11 protein-coding genes and 1 tRNA gene are annotated in these 13,911 nt (G+C 64.3%); 9 read left to right on the forward strand and 3 right to left on the reverse strand.

The window, feature by feature from the left end; genetic code table 11:
• Nucleotides 1-786: 786 nt before the first annotated feature.
• Entirely contained in the window at nucleotides 787-2,901 is a 2,115-nt protein-coding gene (locus H6A15_RS05225; protein WP_204672704.1) for a S8 family peptidase, read from the reverse strand.
• A 267-nt stretch (nucleotides 2,902-3,168) separates the two neighbouring features.
• Here H6A15_RS05225 and folP point away from each other — a divergent pair, with 267 nt between their 5' ends.
• Nucleotides 3,169-4,974 carry a dihydropteroate synthase gene (gene folP, locus H6A15_RS05230; protein WP_204672705.1) on the forward strand — a complete coding sequence of 602 codons (1,806 nt, stop codon included), beginning with the start codon at nucleotides 3,169-3,171 and terminating at the stop codon, nucleotides 4,972-4,974.
• Between the two features lie 117 nt (nucleotides 4,975-5,091).
• Here folP and H6A15_RS05235 read toward each other — a convergent pair whose 3' ends face one another.
• Nucleotides 5,092-5,862, reverse strand: coding sequence for a type III pantothenate kinase (locus tag H6A15_RS05235; RefSeq protein WP_204672706.1), 771 nt, complete (start codon nucleotides 5,860-5,862; stop codon nucleotides 5,092-5,094).
• A gap of 132 nt (nucleotides 5,863-5,994) precedes the next feature.
• Between H6A15_RS05235 and H6A15_RS05240 the strand changes: the two genes are divergently transcribed.
• The 7 genes from H6A15_RS05240 to H6A15_RS05270 all read left to right on the forward strand — a co-directional run bounded on the left by H6A15_RS05240 (nucleotide 5,995) and on the right by H6A15_RS05270 (nucleotide 12,057).
• On the forward strand, nucleotides 5,995-6,660 hold the full coding sequence (locus tag H6A15_RS05240; protein WP_204672707.1) for a cytochrome c maturation protein CcmE: 666 nt from the start codon (nucleotides 5,995-5,997) through the stop codon (nucleotides 6,658-6,660).
• A 153-nt stretch (nucleotides 6,661-6,813) separates the two neighbouring features.
• On the forward strand, nucleotides 6,814-8,982 hold the full coding sequence (locus H6A15_RS05245; protein WP_204672708.1) for a heme lyase CcmF/NrfE family subunit: 2,169 nt from the start codon (nucleotides 6,814-6,816) through the stop codon (nucleotides 8,980-8,982).
• Nucleotides 8,983-8,984: 2 nt separating this feature from the next.
• Nucleotides 8,985-9,731 (forward strand): ABC transporter ATP-binding protein, encoded by a 747-nt coding sequence (locus tag H6A15_RS05250; protein WP_204672709.1) that lies wholly within the window; start codon nucleotides 8,985-8,987, stop codon nucleotides 9,729-9,731.
• Nucleotides 9,732-10,460: a heme exporter protein CcmB gene (locus H6A15_RS05255; protein ID WP_204672710.1), complete on the forward strand. Its 729-nt coding sequence runs from the start codon at nucleotides 9,732-9,734 to the stop codon at nucleotides 10,458-10,460. It abuts the gene before it with no gap.
• Nucleotides 10,461-10,559: 99 nt separating this feature from the next.
• Nucleotides 10,560-11,585, forward strand: coding sequence for a cytochrome c biogenesis protein (locus H6A15_RS05260; RefSeq protein WP_204672711.1), 1,026 nt, complete (start codon nucleotides 10,560-10,562; stop codon nucleotides 11,583-11,585).
• Between the two features lie 2 nt (nucleotides 11,586-11,587).
• Nucleotides 11,588-11,782, forward strand: coding sequence for a CcmD family protein (locus tag H6A15_RS05265; protein ID WP_204672712.1), 195 nt, complete (start codon nucleotides 11,588-11,590; stop codon nucleotides 11,780-11,782).
• A gap of 198 nt (nucleotides 11,783-11,980) precedes the next feature.
• A tRNA-Met gene (locus H6A15_RS05270) sits at nucleotides 11,981-12,057 on the forward strand.
• Between the two features lie 710 nt (nucleotides 12,058-12,767).
• Here the strand turns inward: H6A15_RS05270 and H6A15_RS05275 are convergent.
• On the reverse strand, nucleotides 12,768-13,085 hold the full coding sequence (locus H6A15_RS05275) for a YbjQ family protein (protein ID WP_239462376.1): 318 nt from the start codon (nucleotides 13,083-13,085) through the stop codon (nucleotides 12,768-12,770).
• Nucleotides 13,086-13,599: 514 nt separating this feature from the next.
• Here H6A15_RS05275 and H6A15_RS05280 point away from each other — a divergent pair.
• A complete protein-coding gene (locus H6A15_RS05280) occupies nucleotides 13,600-13,794 on the forward strand; it encodes a hypothetical protein (protein ID WP_204672713.1) in 195 nt (64 codons plus the stop codon).
• Nucleotides 13,795-13,911: the final 117 nt, after the last annotated feature.

Below are 13,911 nucleotides of genomic sequence, written 5' to 3' on the forward strand. Positions count from 1 at the left end.
AGGGCCCCCACGAGCGAGGCGGAGATGGCGAGCGCGACCCTCCTCGTGTGCTTCTTGTTGACGCAAGCTGTCATACGTCTTTCTCCTTCCATAAGGAACAGATAATCGCCAGTTATCCTTCCTATTGGTAAAGACGCAGGTAAAAGGCTATAAAATAGAAGAGAAAAACGAGTGGATAACCATGTATATGGGATTTAATCAAGACATTTTCATGTAGCTGCTTTCGGCAAAAGACAGCGTGGGGGATACCAGGGAAAGCGTCCAATAGCCGATTTCAGGGTCTCTGCGTCTTGTATGTAAGCTTGCCCATGTTCGACAGCAAGATACAGCCGGCCTTTTACTCGTATAGCTTGGCTCTGCGCTGGCTTTTGCATTGTTGTCGGCCGTCTGCCTGCTTGCCTCAAAAATGCCCGCTAAAAGAACAGAATATCCTTGGTTGTTCGGCTCCTTTGGCGCGGCAACGGTGTTATTATAGTCGGGAGAGGTCTGTCCTCCTGACAGCAGGCCTGCCGAACCTGCGTGGTGTGGGGTTCGACAAGCCTTTCGTTTCTTGCAAGCTGTCGTGCAGAAGGCTGTCATTTGGTAGAGCCCCTTCCCGGGTGATGATCGGGAAGGGGCTCTGTCATATAGCTAGAAGTGCAAGAAAATGGGCGGGCTATTGCGTGTCATGGCAGATAACCATCTCGCTGGGCTGACGGTTGCCGACTAGCAATAGCGAGCGCTGCGATAGGGCCCCAGCACGCGTCACGTGATAGTGGCGTGCTGGGGTGGACATTTTGATTCTTGTTAAGACATCTGATTTTGGCGGTAGAGGACCATTGCCATTTGAGCTCGGGTTAGAACTCCGCTTGGGTTAAGTATGTCGGTGTTGTCATAGCCTTGGAACAGGCCGACAGAAACGGCCCACTCCATGGCCTCAACTGCCCAGGAGCTGGTTTGAGCACTGTCGGAGAAATTTTCAAGGCTTTCGCTTGTAGATGGTTTTCCAGCGGCTCGCCATAGCACTACGGCAAGCTGTTCGCGTGTAAGCGCGGCGTCTGGGTCAAAGCGGTTGGTGCCATCGTCATACCCGCTCATGAGCCCCTGTTGGGTTGCCCATGAGATAGCCGACATATACCAAGCACCTGGCACGCAGTCGACATAGTTGTCTGTATAAGACGCATCGGTTTCGGGGGCGTCGGCAAGGTTGTAGAGTATTTGCGCCAGTTGTGAACGGGAGGTTGCGTCATCGGGGCCAAAGGTGCCCAGGCGACCCTCGTCCTGATACCCCCGCATGATCCCGTTCGAATACACAAAGCTCACCGCGCCGTAGAACCAGTCGCCTTGCTGCACGTCGTCAAACGGCACGGGTTCGATATCCGGGCCTGCGGCTACGTGGTCGGCGATATAGGCGACGGCGGCGTCGGCGTCCAGGGCGCCGTGGCTGCCGGTCGTCGCGGCGCGCTCGGCGTCAACGGGGTCGCTCATGTCATAGGAGATGGCTGTCGCCGTCTCGTAGAGCGCCTCGCAGACGTCATCCACCGTGGCGGCGGGCCGCTCGGCAAACATGAGGGCGATGGTCCCCGACACGATGGGTGCCGCCAGCGAGGTGCCGCTGCGATATACATACGGGGAACTGTTGCTGCTCGAGCCCCTCCAGGCCGCCCAGATGTCCTCGCCGTAGGTGCTGATGTCCTTATATCGGTTGTAATCCGAGTAGTTAAGGCTGCTGCCGTCGGTCGCGAGCGCGGTCACGGCGATGCAGTCCTCGAAGTCGCTGGGATAGTTGGCATAGGTGCATGCGCTCACGCCGCTCGGGTGGCCGTTGCCGCCGGCGCACACCGTGGCGATGTCGTAGCGGTCGCGTGCGGTGGAGATGAGCCCCTCGAGCACCTCGTCGCGCATGCCGTCGACGCCGATCTCCGATCCTGCCGGCACCTCCGAGGAGTCATGGGCGCCAAGGCTCATGTTGATCACATGCAGGTTCTCCACCAGATCGCCGTCGATGTACTCAAAGATCTTCTGGTACGCGCGCACGAGGTCGTCGGTGTAGCATCCGCCGCCTTTGTCGTCGAACACCTTGATAGGCAGCACCTTGGCGTCATACGAGGCGCCCGCGAGCCCGACCCCGTTGTTGGTCACGCCGGCGATGACGCTCGTGACCGCGGTGCCGTGTCCCTGCGAGTCTTCGACGGCAGAGCCCGCCAGCATGTGCGAGCCGTCGGCGTCGTAAGCAAGGTCGGCCAAGACGTTGGAGGCCACGTCGGGGTGGTCAAGGTCGCAGCCGGAGTCCACCACGGCCACGGTCACCGCGCCCTGGGCCTTGACCTGGTCCCAGGCGTCCACAAGGCCGGTGTCATACAGCCAGTACTGGTTGCCCACATCGGTGCTGGGGCTGTCCTGTGCGGCGAAGGGGTCGTTTGTGGGAGGGTCGCTCATGGCGAGCGCGTCGATGCCGGACGCGCTGGATGCATCGGACGCATCGTCGGCCTCGGCATCCCCCTCGACGGCGCCGATGAGGTCGTAGCGGAAGTTGTACTGCACGCTCGCCACGCCGTCGACCGCCTGCGCGGCGGCAAGCGCCTCGGCGTCGGTCTGGCCGTCTGCCGGTTCTGCCTGGAGCAACATGTCGTTGGCGGTGTCGAGCGTGTCGGTCACCTCGACCCCGGCGTCTGCGAGGTCGCTCACCACGGGAGCGTCCGCGAGCGTCGAGATGCCTCCGCGGGCCTCGCGCGAGCGGACGTCCTGGCCCGCCTCGTCTTCGAGGGTGATGATGATGCCGTCGGTGGCGTCAGGGGAGGGGGTGTGGGCGGGGCTGGAAGACGCGGGCGTCGCTGCCACGGCGATGGGGGTCGCCACCAGGCCGCACACGAGCGCCGCGGATGCGACGGCCGGTCCGAGCGCGTGTCGTAAGCGTTTCATAGGGCCTCCTAGCATGGGGAAACCGGCGCCCCGGTGCGCCGCGCGGGTTTCGGCGGCCGGATTCTGCGGTGGGGGAGCGCCTGTCGGTGGGTCCATTGTAGCGCGCGGCGCCTCAAGCCTGCCGCTGCCGGGCATGTCGCTGCACTTTTCTTGCATCCAGCCTTCGGGCGTCCCGTCCGGGCGTGCGTTCTGGATACAATAGGAGGATACGACCAGACCGCTTGCGCGCCGTCCGTCCGGACGGGCCGGCAAGGCGAAAGGATACGCATGGCATACGACAAGAAAACCTGGCGGTGCGGGAAGTTCAACCTCACCTTCGACCGCCCGCGCATCATGGGTGTGCTCAATGTTACGCCGGACTCCTTCAGCGACGGCGGAGAGAACTTCGATCATGACGTCGCCATCAAGCGCGGCTTGGAGATGCTCGACGCCGGCGCCGACATCATTGACGTGGGCGGGGAGTCCACGCGCCCGGGCTTTACCCCGGTGAGCGCCGACGAGGAGGCCAAGCGCGTCCTCCCCGTCGTCCGCGCGCTCGCGTCGCACGGGGCCATCGTGTCCATCGATACCCGCCACGTCGAAGTCGCCAAGGCGGCGGTTCGCGTCGGCGCGTCCATCGTGAACGACGTCACCGGCTTCACCGATCCCAAGATGGTCGAGTTCATCACCTCAAGCCAGTGCGGCGTGATCATCGCCCATGCAGGAGAGGTCGCAGAGCCTGCGCGCGCCCATACGCCGGTGCAGCTGGACACGTCGGCGGCGGCCTTTGTCGCCGAGAAGGCGCGAGCCGCGGCGGCAGCCGCAGAGGAGCAGCAGAAGAGCGCGTCCAAGGCCCAAAAGGGCGGACGCGGCAAGCTGCTCGGCGGGACGCGCCTGGGCGGCGGAGTCATCCAGCCGCCGCTTCCGTTTGGCGACGTGCCCAACGGGTCCGCGGCGAACGCCCAGACCGATCCCAAGAAGCAGGCCGAGGAAGAGAAGAAGCGCAAGCTCGACGCCATCGCGGCGGCAACGGTGGCAAAGACCGCCGAGGCCAAGCGCGCCGCCGCCCAGCAAGACGACAAGGACGCCAAGAAGGATGAGGGCAAGGATTCCGAGGCGCCTGCTCCCGAGGACCGCCTCGCCGCCATCATGCGCCGCTCGGCCCGCCGCGAGGAGGCTTACGTGAGCACCTCCCAGCGCCGCCGCTTCACGCTGCCCGACTCCGCGCCCGTCATGCGTCGCGTCATGGGCTTCCTCTCCGATCAGGCCCGTGCGCTCATCCACGCCGGCGTGTCACGCGACCGCATCTGCATCGATCCGGGCGCCGGGTTTGGCAAGAGCACCAACGAGGACATCATCATCCAGCGCGAGACGGCGAAGATGGCTTCGCTCGGCTATCCGCTGCTGTGCGCCGTGTCGCGCAAGCGCTTTATCGGCACCGTCGCCGGCGTGCCCGAGGCGGCCGATCGCGACGCCGCGACCTTCGGCGTGTGCCTCGGCGCCATCCAGGCGGGCGCGAACATCGTGCGCGTGCACGACGTTGCGGGATTCGCCCAGTTCCTGAACGGCTTCTGGGCCGTCGCGCGCCCCCAGCCCCGCCGCGCCTTCGTGGCGCTCGGCTCCAACCTGGGCAAGCGCATGGACAACATCCGTGCGGCGCGCGACCTCATTGCCGAGATTCCGCTCACCTGCGTGTCGAGCTGCTCGCGCATCTACGAGACCGAGCCCGCCTACGAGACGCGCCAGGACTCCTTCGCCAACGCCGTCATCGAGGTGCGCACCGAGCTCTCTCCGCTCGTGCTGCTCGACGAGCTCATGAAGGTCGAGAACAAGCTGGGGCGCAACCGCACGGCGTCTGCCCGCGAGAACGGCCCCCGCACCATCGACTGCGACCTCATCTGGATGGATGGCGAGGTCCACGGTGGCAACAAGCTGCGCCTTCCGCACCCAAAGCTGGGCGAGCGCGACTTCGTGCTCGTGCCGCTCGAGGACCTCATGCATGACCCGGCGAGGTTCTTCCGCTACGAGGGCGTGAAGGTGCTCGAGCCCGAGGAGCGCGTCGGACATGTGACCGGCGAGCTCGGCGCGCTCTAAGCGCGATTCGGACCCCATGCGTCTACGATGCGCCTGGCTGCTCGTGGTGGGCGGCCGGGCGCATGCGGTATCAGGGGGCTTTTGCGCCGCGTATGCCGGGGGTGTACGAGGCGTGCCCTAGCGGTTGCACATGCGGCGGTAGATCTCGCAGATGCCCTTCAGGGTGAGCTGGCCGTCCACCTCGTCGAAGGCGTCGGTGGAGCCGGCCACCACGCCAGCCAGTCCGCCCGTGGCGATCACGCGGGCATCCGGCGCCCCGAGCTCGGCCTTGATGCGGGCGACCATGCCCTGGGCCATGGCGGCGGCGCCTATCACGGCGCCGCTCTGGACCGCCTCGACGGTGGTGGAGCCGATCGCGTGCGCAGGGGCCTCCAGGGGCACGCTCGCGAGCCTTGCGGCGCGGGCGGTGAGCGCCTCCATCGAGATGCGCAGGCCGGGCGCGATGGCGCCTCCGATGTAGTAGCCGTCGGCGTCGATCACGTCGATATTGGTCGCCGTTCCAAAATCCACCACGATGGCGGGCGCGCCGTAGAAGGTCTCGGCGGCCACGGCGTTGGCGATGCGGTCCGCTCCCACCTCGGAGGGGTTGGGGGCGTGCACCTTGGTGACTTCGGCGGTGTCTGCGCCGATGACCACGGCGTCTGCCGACAGGCGGCGGGCGACGGAGCGCCAGGCGCGCGACAGCTGGGGGACCACGCCGGCGAAGGCGACCGCGTCGACGTCCGAGAGCGCAAGGTCATACATGCGAAAGTATCCCAGCAGTCGAACGTGCAGCTCGTCGGCGGTAAAGGAGCGGTCGGTCGGCATGCGCCAGGAGCGCACCAGCTCGCCGCCGTCAAAAAGCCCCAAAGCGGTCTGGGTGTTGCCCATGTCGATGGCAAGCAGCATTGGCTCCTCCGGTCTCGCATGCGTGCGCTCGGCCCGCGGTTCGTCGTGTTTTGCAGCAATATGGGCTGCATTTCTGCGCTCATTGTATACTTACTGCGTTCTCTGTGGACCGATTGAGCATGTGGAGCGCGCATGAACAAAAAGGCGAAGCGCCGTCTCATGGTTGTGGGCGGCATCGTGGTCATTGCCATGCTGGTCATCGTTGCCATCGCGGGCGCGGGCGGCTCGGCGACCTCTTTGACGGTGGGCGACGTCCTTACCGGTCAGTACGAAAGCAAAAAGGTGCAGGTTTCGGGCTCGGTGGTCGCCGATTCCATCACGAGCGAGGGCACGTCTGCCACCTTTGCCATCACGCCCGAGGAGAGCGATGGCTCAGAGACCCTGCAGGTGTCCTATGACGGGGCGCTGCCCGCCACGTTTGGCGCGGGCGTGGTCGCCATTTGCACGGGGACCGTCGAGGACGGTACGCTCGCCTGCTCTGAGCTCGTGACCAAGTGCCCGTCCAAATATGAGAGCGCCGAGGGCTCGCTGACCGTCAAGGGCCTGCTCGATCAGGCGGATTCCCTCGGCGGGGACGAGGTGTCGGTGTGCGGCTACGTGTCCGGCCAGGTCAACTCGGTAGACGCCGACTATCGTTTCGTGCTGGAGTCGCAGGGCGAGACCATAGAGGTGAAATGGGACGGCGGCATGGACGAGGCCGTGGCCGACGGCACCGCGGTGGTGATCAAGGGGTCGCTCGGCTCCGACGGCTCCTTCGTGGCCTCCGAGCAGCCGGCGATCGACGAGTCGGTGGCCTAGGGGCGTCCGCCGCGCCGTCACGACCGCTGCCGGGCGGGGTCTTAGGGCTTGGCGCCGGGCGGCTCGCGGGGCGGTGCCCGGCGGAGGGCGACAGGGTCGCGCGCCGCTGCCGGCATCATGCCGACAAGATGATATAAGAGGGGATAGAACCATATGATTTCCACGTTGGGAAACGTGCTGCAGGTGCTGGCGATGCTGGTGGCCCTGGTCGCCGCCGCCTCTCTTGCCGTGGGCGTGAAGACGCGCCGCGAAGGGGCCGTCAACGCCGGCTATCTGCTGGTGTTTGGCAACGCGGTGGCGCTCACCGCGTGCGTGGCCATCATCCTGCTGTGCTTTTTGACGAGAAACTTCAGCCTAGCCTACGTCGCGTCGAACTTCCCGCAGACGGACAGCCCGCTGCTGCCGCTCTACCAGGTCGCCGGCGTCTGGGCGGGACGCCAGGGGTCGCTTTTGTTCTGGACCTGGCTCATCTCGGTGTTCTCTGCGATGGTCGCATGGCGACGCATGCGCGTGACCGACGACCTTTCCTCGGTGGCGCTTGCCGTGTCGGAGGTGGTCGTGGCGCTCTTCTGCGCGACCCTCGTGTTCTCCGAGTCCAACAATCCCTTCATCGCCACCGCGGCGCAGTATCTCAACGAAGACGGCACCCTCGTGTCGTCGGCGGGCGGCATGAACCCGCTGCTGCTCCATTGGGCGATGGTCCTGCACCCGCCGGCGACCTTCATCGGCTATGCCGGCTGCGCCATCCCGTTCGCCTATGCCATGGCGGCCCTCATCACCGGCGACGTGAGCGCCCGCTGGGTCGAGCTGAGCGACCGCGTGGCCATCTTCTCGTTCATCTTCCTCACCATCGGCATGGCGCTCGGCGCCGTCTGGGCGTACGTGGTGCTGGGCTGGGGCGGCTTTTGGGCGTGGGACGCCGTCGAGAACGCGAGCCTGTTCTCCTGGCTGTCCGCCGTCGCCATGATCCATAGCTTCACGATGTACCGCAAGCGCGGCTGCTTCAAGCGCTGGAGCATGTTCGCCGCGGTCATCACCTTCATCTTCGTCGTGCTGGGCACGTTTATCACGCGTTCGGGCCTCGTCCAGTCCGTGCATGCCTTTGCCGAGGACCCCGTCTCCACCTATTTCTTCCTGGCGATCATGGTGCTCGCCGCGCTCTCCTTCCTCGTTCTTCTGGTATATCGCCACGGCACGCTCGACGATGCCGAGGAGATCGAGTCGCTTGCATCAAAGGGAGGCTCGTACTACCTCACCAATCTGGTGTGTATCGTGGGCGCGGTGCTTGTGGCCTACCTCACGGTCTCGAGCTCGCTGCCCACGTGGATGCCGCTCGGCGGCCAGGTGGTCTCGGCGGGCGTCTACAACGCGGTCGCGCGTCCTGCGACGGCGCTCTTCGGCCTGCTCATGGCCGTTTGCCCCATGCTGGGCTGGCGCCGCACCGATGGCGCCGCCTTCGCACGCAACATGCGCGTCCCCGCGGTTTTGGGCGCGGCGTTCTTCGTCGTCCTCATGGCCTATTTTGTGACGGCGCTGGTCCCCGCATACGACGCGGTGATCGCGGCGGGCGGGGATCCCGCCGCCACCCTTGCCGAGCAGGGGCCGCGCTGGTACTACTTCGCGCTCACGGTGGTGTCGTTTCTTGCCGCGGCGCTGCTGCTCGCCTCGTCCGCGTACCTGCTGGGCCGCGGCGTGCGCGGCCGCATGCGCTCCAAGGGGGAGAATCCGGCGCTGGCGGTCGTGAACCTCTTCCGTCGCTCTCCGGCGCAGGCGGGCGGATACCTCGCCCATCTTGGTTGCGCGATTGCGCTGGTGGGCCTGGTCGGGTCGGGGATGTATGTGCAGGAGCACACCATCACCCTGTCGCCGGACGCGAGCGAGGGCGACTATGTCTACGCGTCCGAGTCGGTGGGCGGCTACCAGCTTATCCTCACGGGCGTGGACGACTATTTCGATGAGGCGGACAGCCGAATCATGCGCCTGCACCTCACGGTTTCGCGCGCCGTCGACGACGTCTCCGCCCTTGAGGATTCAAACAGCCTGGGCGAGGTCATCGGCGAGCTGACGCCGTCGATGGAGGTCTCTGCCGTCACCCAGCAGCAGACGCTGCACGCGGGCGTGCTCACGTTCCCCACCGAAGACCTCTTCGTGGCGTTCCAAGGCACGAATGCCGACGGCTCTCTGTCGGTAAGCGTCAAGGTGAACCCTCTTATCCTGTGCAACTGGGTCGGCGGCGGCATCGTGGTGGCGGGTATCGTCCTGGCCTTCGTGCCGCGGCGGGCCACGCCGCTCATCGCCGCTGACGAGCGAAAGCGGGCCTAGGCATGGCTCCCGAGAAGAGCGTGTCGCGCCGAAGCGGGGCGCCTGCGGTCTATGCCCACGGGCTCGTGAAGCAGTTTGGGCCCCGTCGTGCGCTCGACGGGGTCGACCTCTCTGTTCCCGAGGGCGCGTTTCTTTCGATCTTTGGACCGAACGGCGCCGGCAAGACCACGCTGCTGCGCACGCTGGCCTTGCTGTCGCGTCCGACGCGCGGCTCGCTCGCCCTTATGGGCGTCGACGCGCTTGACGAGCCCGACGAGCTGCGTGCCCGCATCGGCCTCATCAGCCATCGTTCCATGCTCTATGGAGACCTGTCTGCCCAAGAGAACCTGGAGTTCTTTTCGGCGCTCTATCGTGGCGAGCCCGATCGCGGGCGCATTCGCGAGCTACTCGAGCTCGTGGAGCTCGACCACCGTCGCCATGACGCGGTGCGCACCTACTCGCGCGGCATGCAGCAGCGCCTCTCCATCGCTCGCGCCCTGGTGAACGACCCCGACCTCGTTTTGCTCGATGAGCCGTATTCCGGCCTCGACCCGCACGCTGCCGAGCTCTTCGACGAGCTCATCGCCCGTGTTCGCGAGGGGCGCACCTTCATCATGGTGAGCCATGACCTCGAGAAGGGCTTCGATCTGTGCACGCATGCGCTCATCATGGCGCGCGGGCAAGTCGTCGTCTGTGCCGATAAGGCGGGCATCGACCGGGCGGCGTTTCGCGAGCTCTATCTGGCGACCGTCGGGATGGGGGTGGCGTAGATGGCGCAAGACTCGAAGCCCGGCACGATGCGCGTCTCGAGCTGGCGGCAGTATCGGGCGCTCTTGCTCAAAGACTTGAGGCAAGAGGTGCGCACGCGTGAGATGCTCACCTCCATGGTGGTCTACGCGCTGCTCGTGCTCACCATCTATGGCGCGGCGCTCGCGCAGGTGGGTGACCGCGTCGAGGTGGTGTCGTTTGCTGGAGGCCTGCTGTGGGCGCTCATCATCTTCACGAGCTTGCTCGGTCTCAACCGCAGCTTCTCGCATGAGACCGAGTCAGGCTGCCTTGAGGGCATCCTGTTGGCCCCGGTGGATCGCGCCGTGGTGTTTTTGGCCAAGGCGACGTCAAACCTCATCTTCTTGGCGTTGGTGGAGCTCATCACCGTGCCGCTGTTCTTCCTCTTTTTCCTGTCGGGCGCGGAGCTTGCATCCACGACGCCCATGATGCTCCTGCCGCTGGTCGTGGGGACGATCGGCGTTGCCGGCGTGGGCACGCTGCTATCCACCATGACCATCGATACCAGGGGCCGCGATGTGCTGCTGGCGATCCTGTTCATCCCCGTGGTGTTCCCGCTGCTGTATGCGTGCGTGTCGGCCACCAGCGTTGCGCTCATGGGGGTCGAGGGAACCTTCGGCACGTTTTGGACCTCGCTTGCGCTGGCAGGCGCCTACGACGTGATCATGATCGCCGCGGCATGGGGCCTCTACGAGTTCGTCGTGGACGCCTGAGCGTCGGACTCGTCCGTGGACGCGCCCTCTAGTAGACTAGGGGGCGCTGTATAATGCGAGTGTTTCACAATGGTAACTCTTAAGGGAAGGGAGGGCGCTATGGCAGCGGATTCTCCTGTCCGGGCATCTTCTGGCGGCTCGCCCGCGCGCGGTGGCCTCATCGATCGCCTGACATTCGCGGCGCTGGTGCTGGGCGTGCTGCTGACCGCCATCGATGTGGTGTGGACGTTTACGCTCGCACCCATGGTCCAGGGGGCAGAGCTCTCGGAGCCTGCCATCATCGGAGGAACGCAGGTCACAACCAAGCTGCTGCTCAGCCAGAAGATTTTCTACCTGCATGTTCCGGTGGCGGTTGCGTCGTTTGTGGTCATGTTTTTCGCTGCGCTGTGGGCGGTGCGCTTTCTTATGACCAAGGACCGTGCGTTTGACCTTCGCTCGAAGACCGCCATGGAGGTCACGCTCGCCTTTATCGTCGCGACCATGATCTCGGGCGATTTGTGGACGCGCTTCGAGTGGGGCGTGTGGTGGGTCTGGGAGCCGCGGCTCACGACCTACTTCATCCTCATGCTGCTGGTGATCGGGTACTTTATTTTGCGCAATGCGCTCGACGACCCGGAGCGGCGCGCACGCTTTTGCGCCGTCTTCTGCGTGGTCGCGTTCATCGATGCACCGATTTCATTCATGATCACCCGCCTGGTGCCGTCATCGATTCATCCGGTGGTCTTTCGCACCGACAGCGGCTTGCCGCCCATGATGCTGATACCGTTTTTGTTGGGGCTGTTCGGCATGCTGTTCATTGCGTTTGCGCTTACCAGGCTTGCCCTGCGCATCAATGCCGATGCCCAGGAAGTCGAGGACCTGAAGGAGCGTCTGGAAGAGCAGGATGCATGGAAGTCTCGCGCCGCTGCCGACGCCGCGTTCGAGCGCCTTCGCGCTGGAGCGAGGGAAGCCGTCGCGGCTGACGAGGCGCCGGCCCGCGCAGATTCTCCGGACGCGTCGACGACGGGCGCCGCTACAGGCGCTGCCGCCGATGGGGCGGGGGTCTCCACGACGGCACATGCCGAGGTGGCACCCGCCGATTCCGAATCGCCCGACACCCACCTTGATAGCTCCCAGGAGGCATAGCCATGGATCCCATTCTTGCCGAGGTGTACTCCACCGTACTTCCCGCCGCCCCGTTTGTAATCGCAGCCTATGTTGGCATTTGGATCGCGTTGTTTGCCTATGTGTTCGTGCTGTCGCGTCGTGCCAAGCGCACGCGCGAGGACATCGACGCGCTTCGCGAGGCGCTCAAGTCCCGCGAAGACAGGCTCAAGGAGTAGGGGCGCGCACCGGGACGTCGATGATCTCCCGCCGATGTCTGCGGCGTGGGGTTTCGTGCCTGCCGCCGCCTTTACGGTGGCATATTGCGGGGACATATTTGACGGAAATGTGGAGCATCTTGTTATGTGAACCGCGTGCTTGCCATCAGGGGCCGTCCATCGTAATATATCTTTCTGCGCTGAGGCGCAGCCAGACATTGCGGGGTGGAGCAGTCTGGTAGCTCGCCGGGCTCATAACCCGGAGGTCGTAGGTTCAAATCCTGCCCCCGCGACCAAGAATTCGCAGCCCGGAGGTCTTATGGCCTTCGGGTTTTTGCATGTGCACCTACCTGACAGTTCGCCGGCAATCTCTCATGGTCGCAGCGACGAGAAAGCTCTCCCATACTGCCCTGTAGCCATCGGAAGGCGGACGACTCGATTTGTATGCATGGCGACCCCGGTGTGTTAAGCGTTGGTGTGGGGTTCGGATTCGTTTTCGGAGATAAAAACAAGGGCTTTTCACGTTGGAAGCGGAAGAATATGGCCGTTTTTGCCAGATACGAACGATTGCGCCTGCCTGCAGAACGGCTCCTCGCGGAGCGAGGACAAAACAGCAGAAATCTAATGAATATAATTGGCAAACTTGATGTGATTAATGCATATTACTGTATGCCGACCCATCGGATGACGGAGGGTGGGGTCGCAGCTGTTGTTTAATCGTTCGTATCTGGCAAAAACGGCCAAATAATCAAAAACGAACGAAAAAAGCGTGCCCATGCGTTCAAGGTGTATCAAGTTGTATGAGCGTCTGGAGGGCAGATTGGCGGCTCCTGCGTAAGATGACGGCGAGCGCGCAGTCATGTAGCGTGTCCACGGAGCGGGCCCTGCTCCAAATCTTGGAGACAGGACCCGCAAGCGGCTTGCAAGCAGAGGGAGGGCTGAAGAGGGCGTTGCGACGGCCCGCCCCCCTGCCGCGGCAGGAAAAGGCGGCAGGTCGGATTGTTTGCTAGGCGCGGCGAATGCGGACGGCGGTCCCCGAGGCAACGGTCATGATCATGCCTTCGAACGTTTCATAGCCCAGCGAGGCGCCGACCACCGCGTTTGCTCCAAGTTCCTCGGCGCGTTGCATCATCTCAGAGATGACCTCTTCACGCGCACGCTGCATCTCGTCTTCATAGCCTGCGGAGCGGCCGCCAAACACGTTGCGGAGGCTTGCGCCCAGGTCGCGGAACATATTGACGCCCATGACGGCCTCTCCGGCGACGATTCCGAGGTATTCGGTGACCTGATATCCAGAGATGTCGGGTGTGGTGGTTACGATCATGATTCGCTCCTTTCGCGAGATAAGGACTTGGCATAGGGGCGGGCGGTGCTTGCACGTTCCTTGCTGTGACAGGAGGACGCGACGCATCGGGGGCTCTTGCGCGGCCGTCCTTGTGCAATGTAACAGGGCGGGCGCTTGGCGCAGCCGGATGTCCTCGTCCGATTAGCCCCAGTATACGGTGGCGGCGGTAAAGAAGGTCTCAAGGAAGCCTAAAGACTGGCGGGTGGTAGAAAGAGGTCCGCAGCAGGACCTATGGTGGGTCTTATGGGACGCAGGCCGCATGTGTCCAAAGGCCCGGCCATGTGGCAGGGCCGAGCCGGGCGGATGGCCGGATCACGCCGGGGGCGATGCCGGGCGTTGTCGGGGAAGGTCGCATTTCGGCGTCAGCCATGGCGGCCGCCCTCCGCACGCCCCGCGTCGGGCAGGGGCGGCTGGATTGGGGCGCAAGGCTAGGGCGACGCGAAAGCGTGGGAAGGATTCGGGTATGCTGTGGGAAACGCTCCGGGAGGTTCGCATGCCCTACATCTATTTGATCATCGCCGTGCTCGTGATCGCAGCCGTCATCTCGTTGGTCTTTTCATTCTTGGGGATTCTCTTGGTGGGGGCGCTGCGTCTGCTGCCCATCGTTTTTATAGCGCTGCTTATCGCCGTCTTGATAGGCAAGGTGAGGATCACCGTCGTACATGGCAAGAAGCGGGATGATGACTAGGAGGGCTCCGTCTTCTGCGACGCCCGCCCCTCTCCGAGGGGACGTCGCCGTTCCCGGCAAAGCGCTTTGCACGCACCGTTGCGAGGGGTATCGTGAAGGTTCCGCCGCCCGCGGGCA

The sequence above is a fragment of the Enorma phocaeensis genome (assembly GCF_016901575.1).
In the GTDB taxonomy this organism is placed as follows: domain Bacteria; phylum Actinomycetota; class Coriobacteriia; order Coriobacteriales; family Coriobacteriaceae; genus Limicola; species Limicola phocaeensis_A.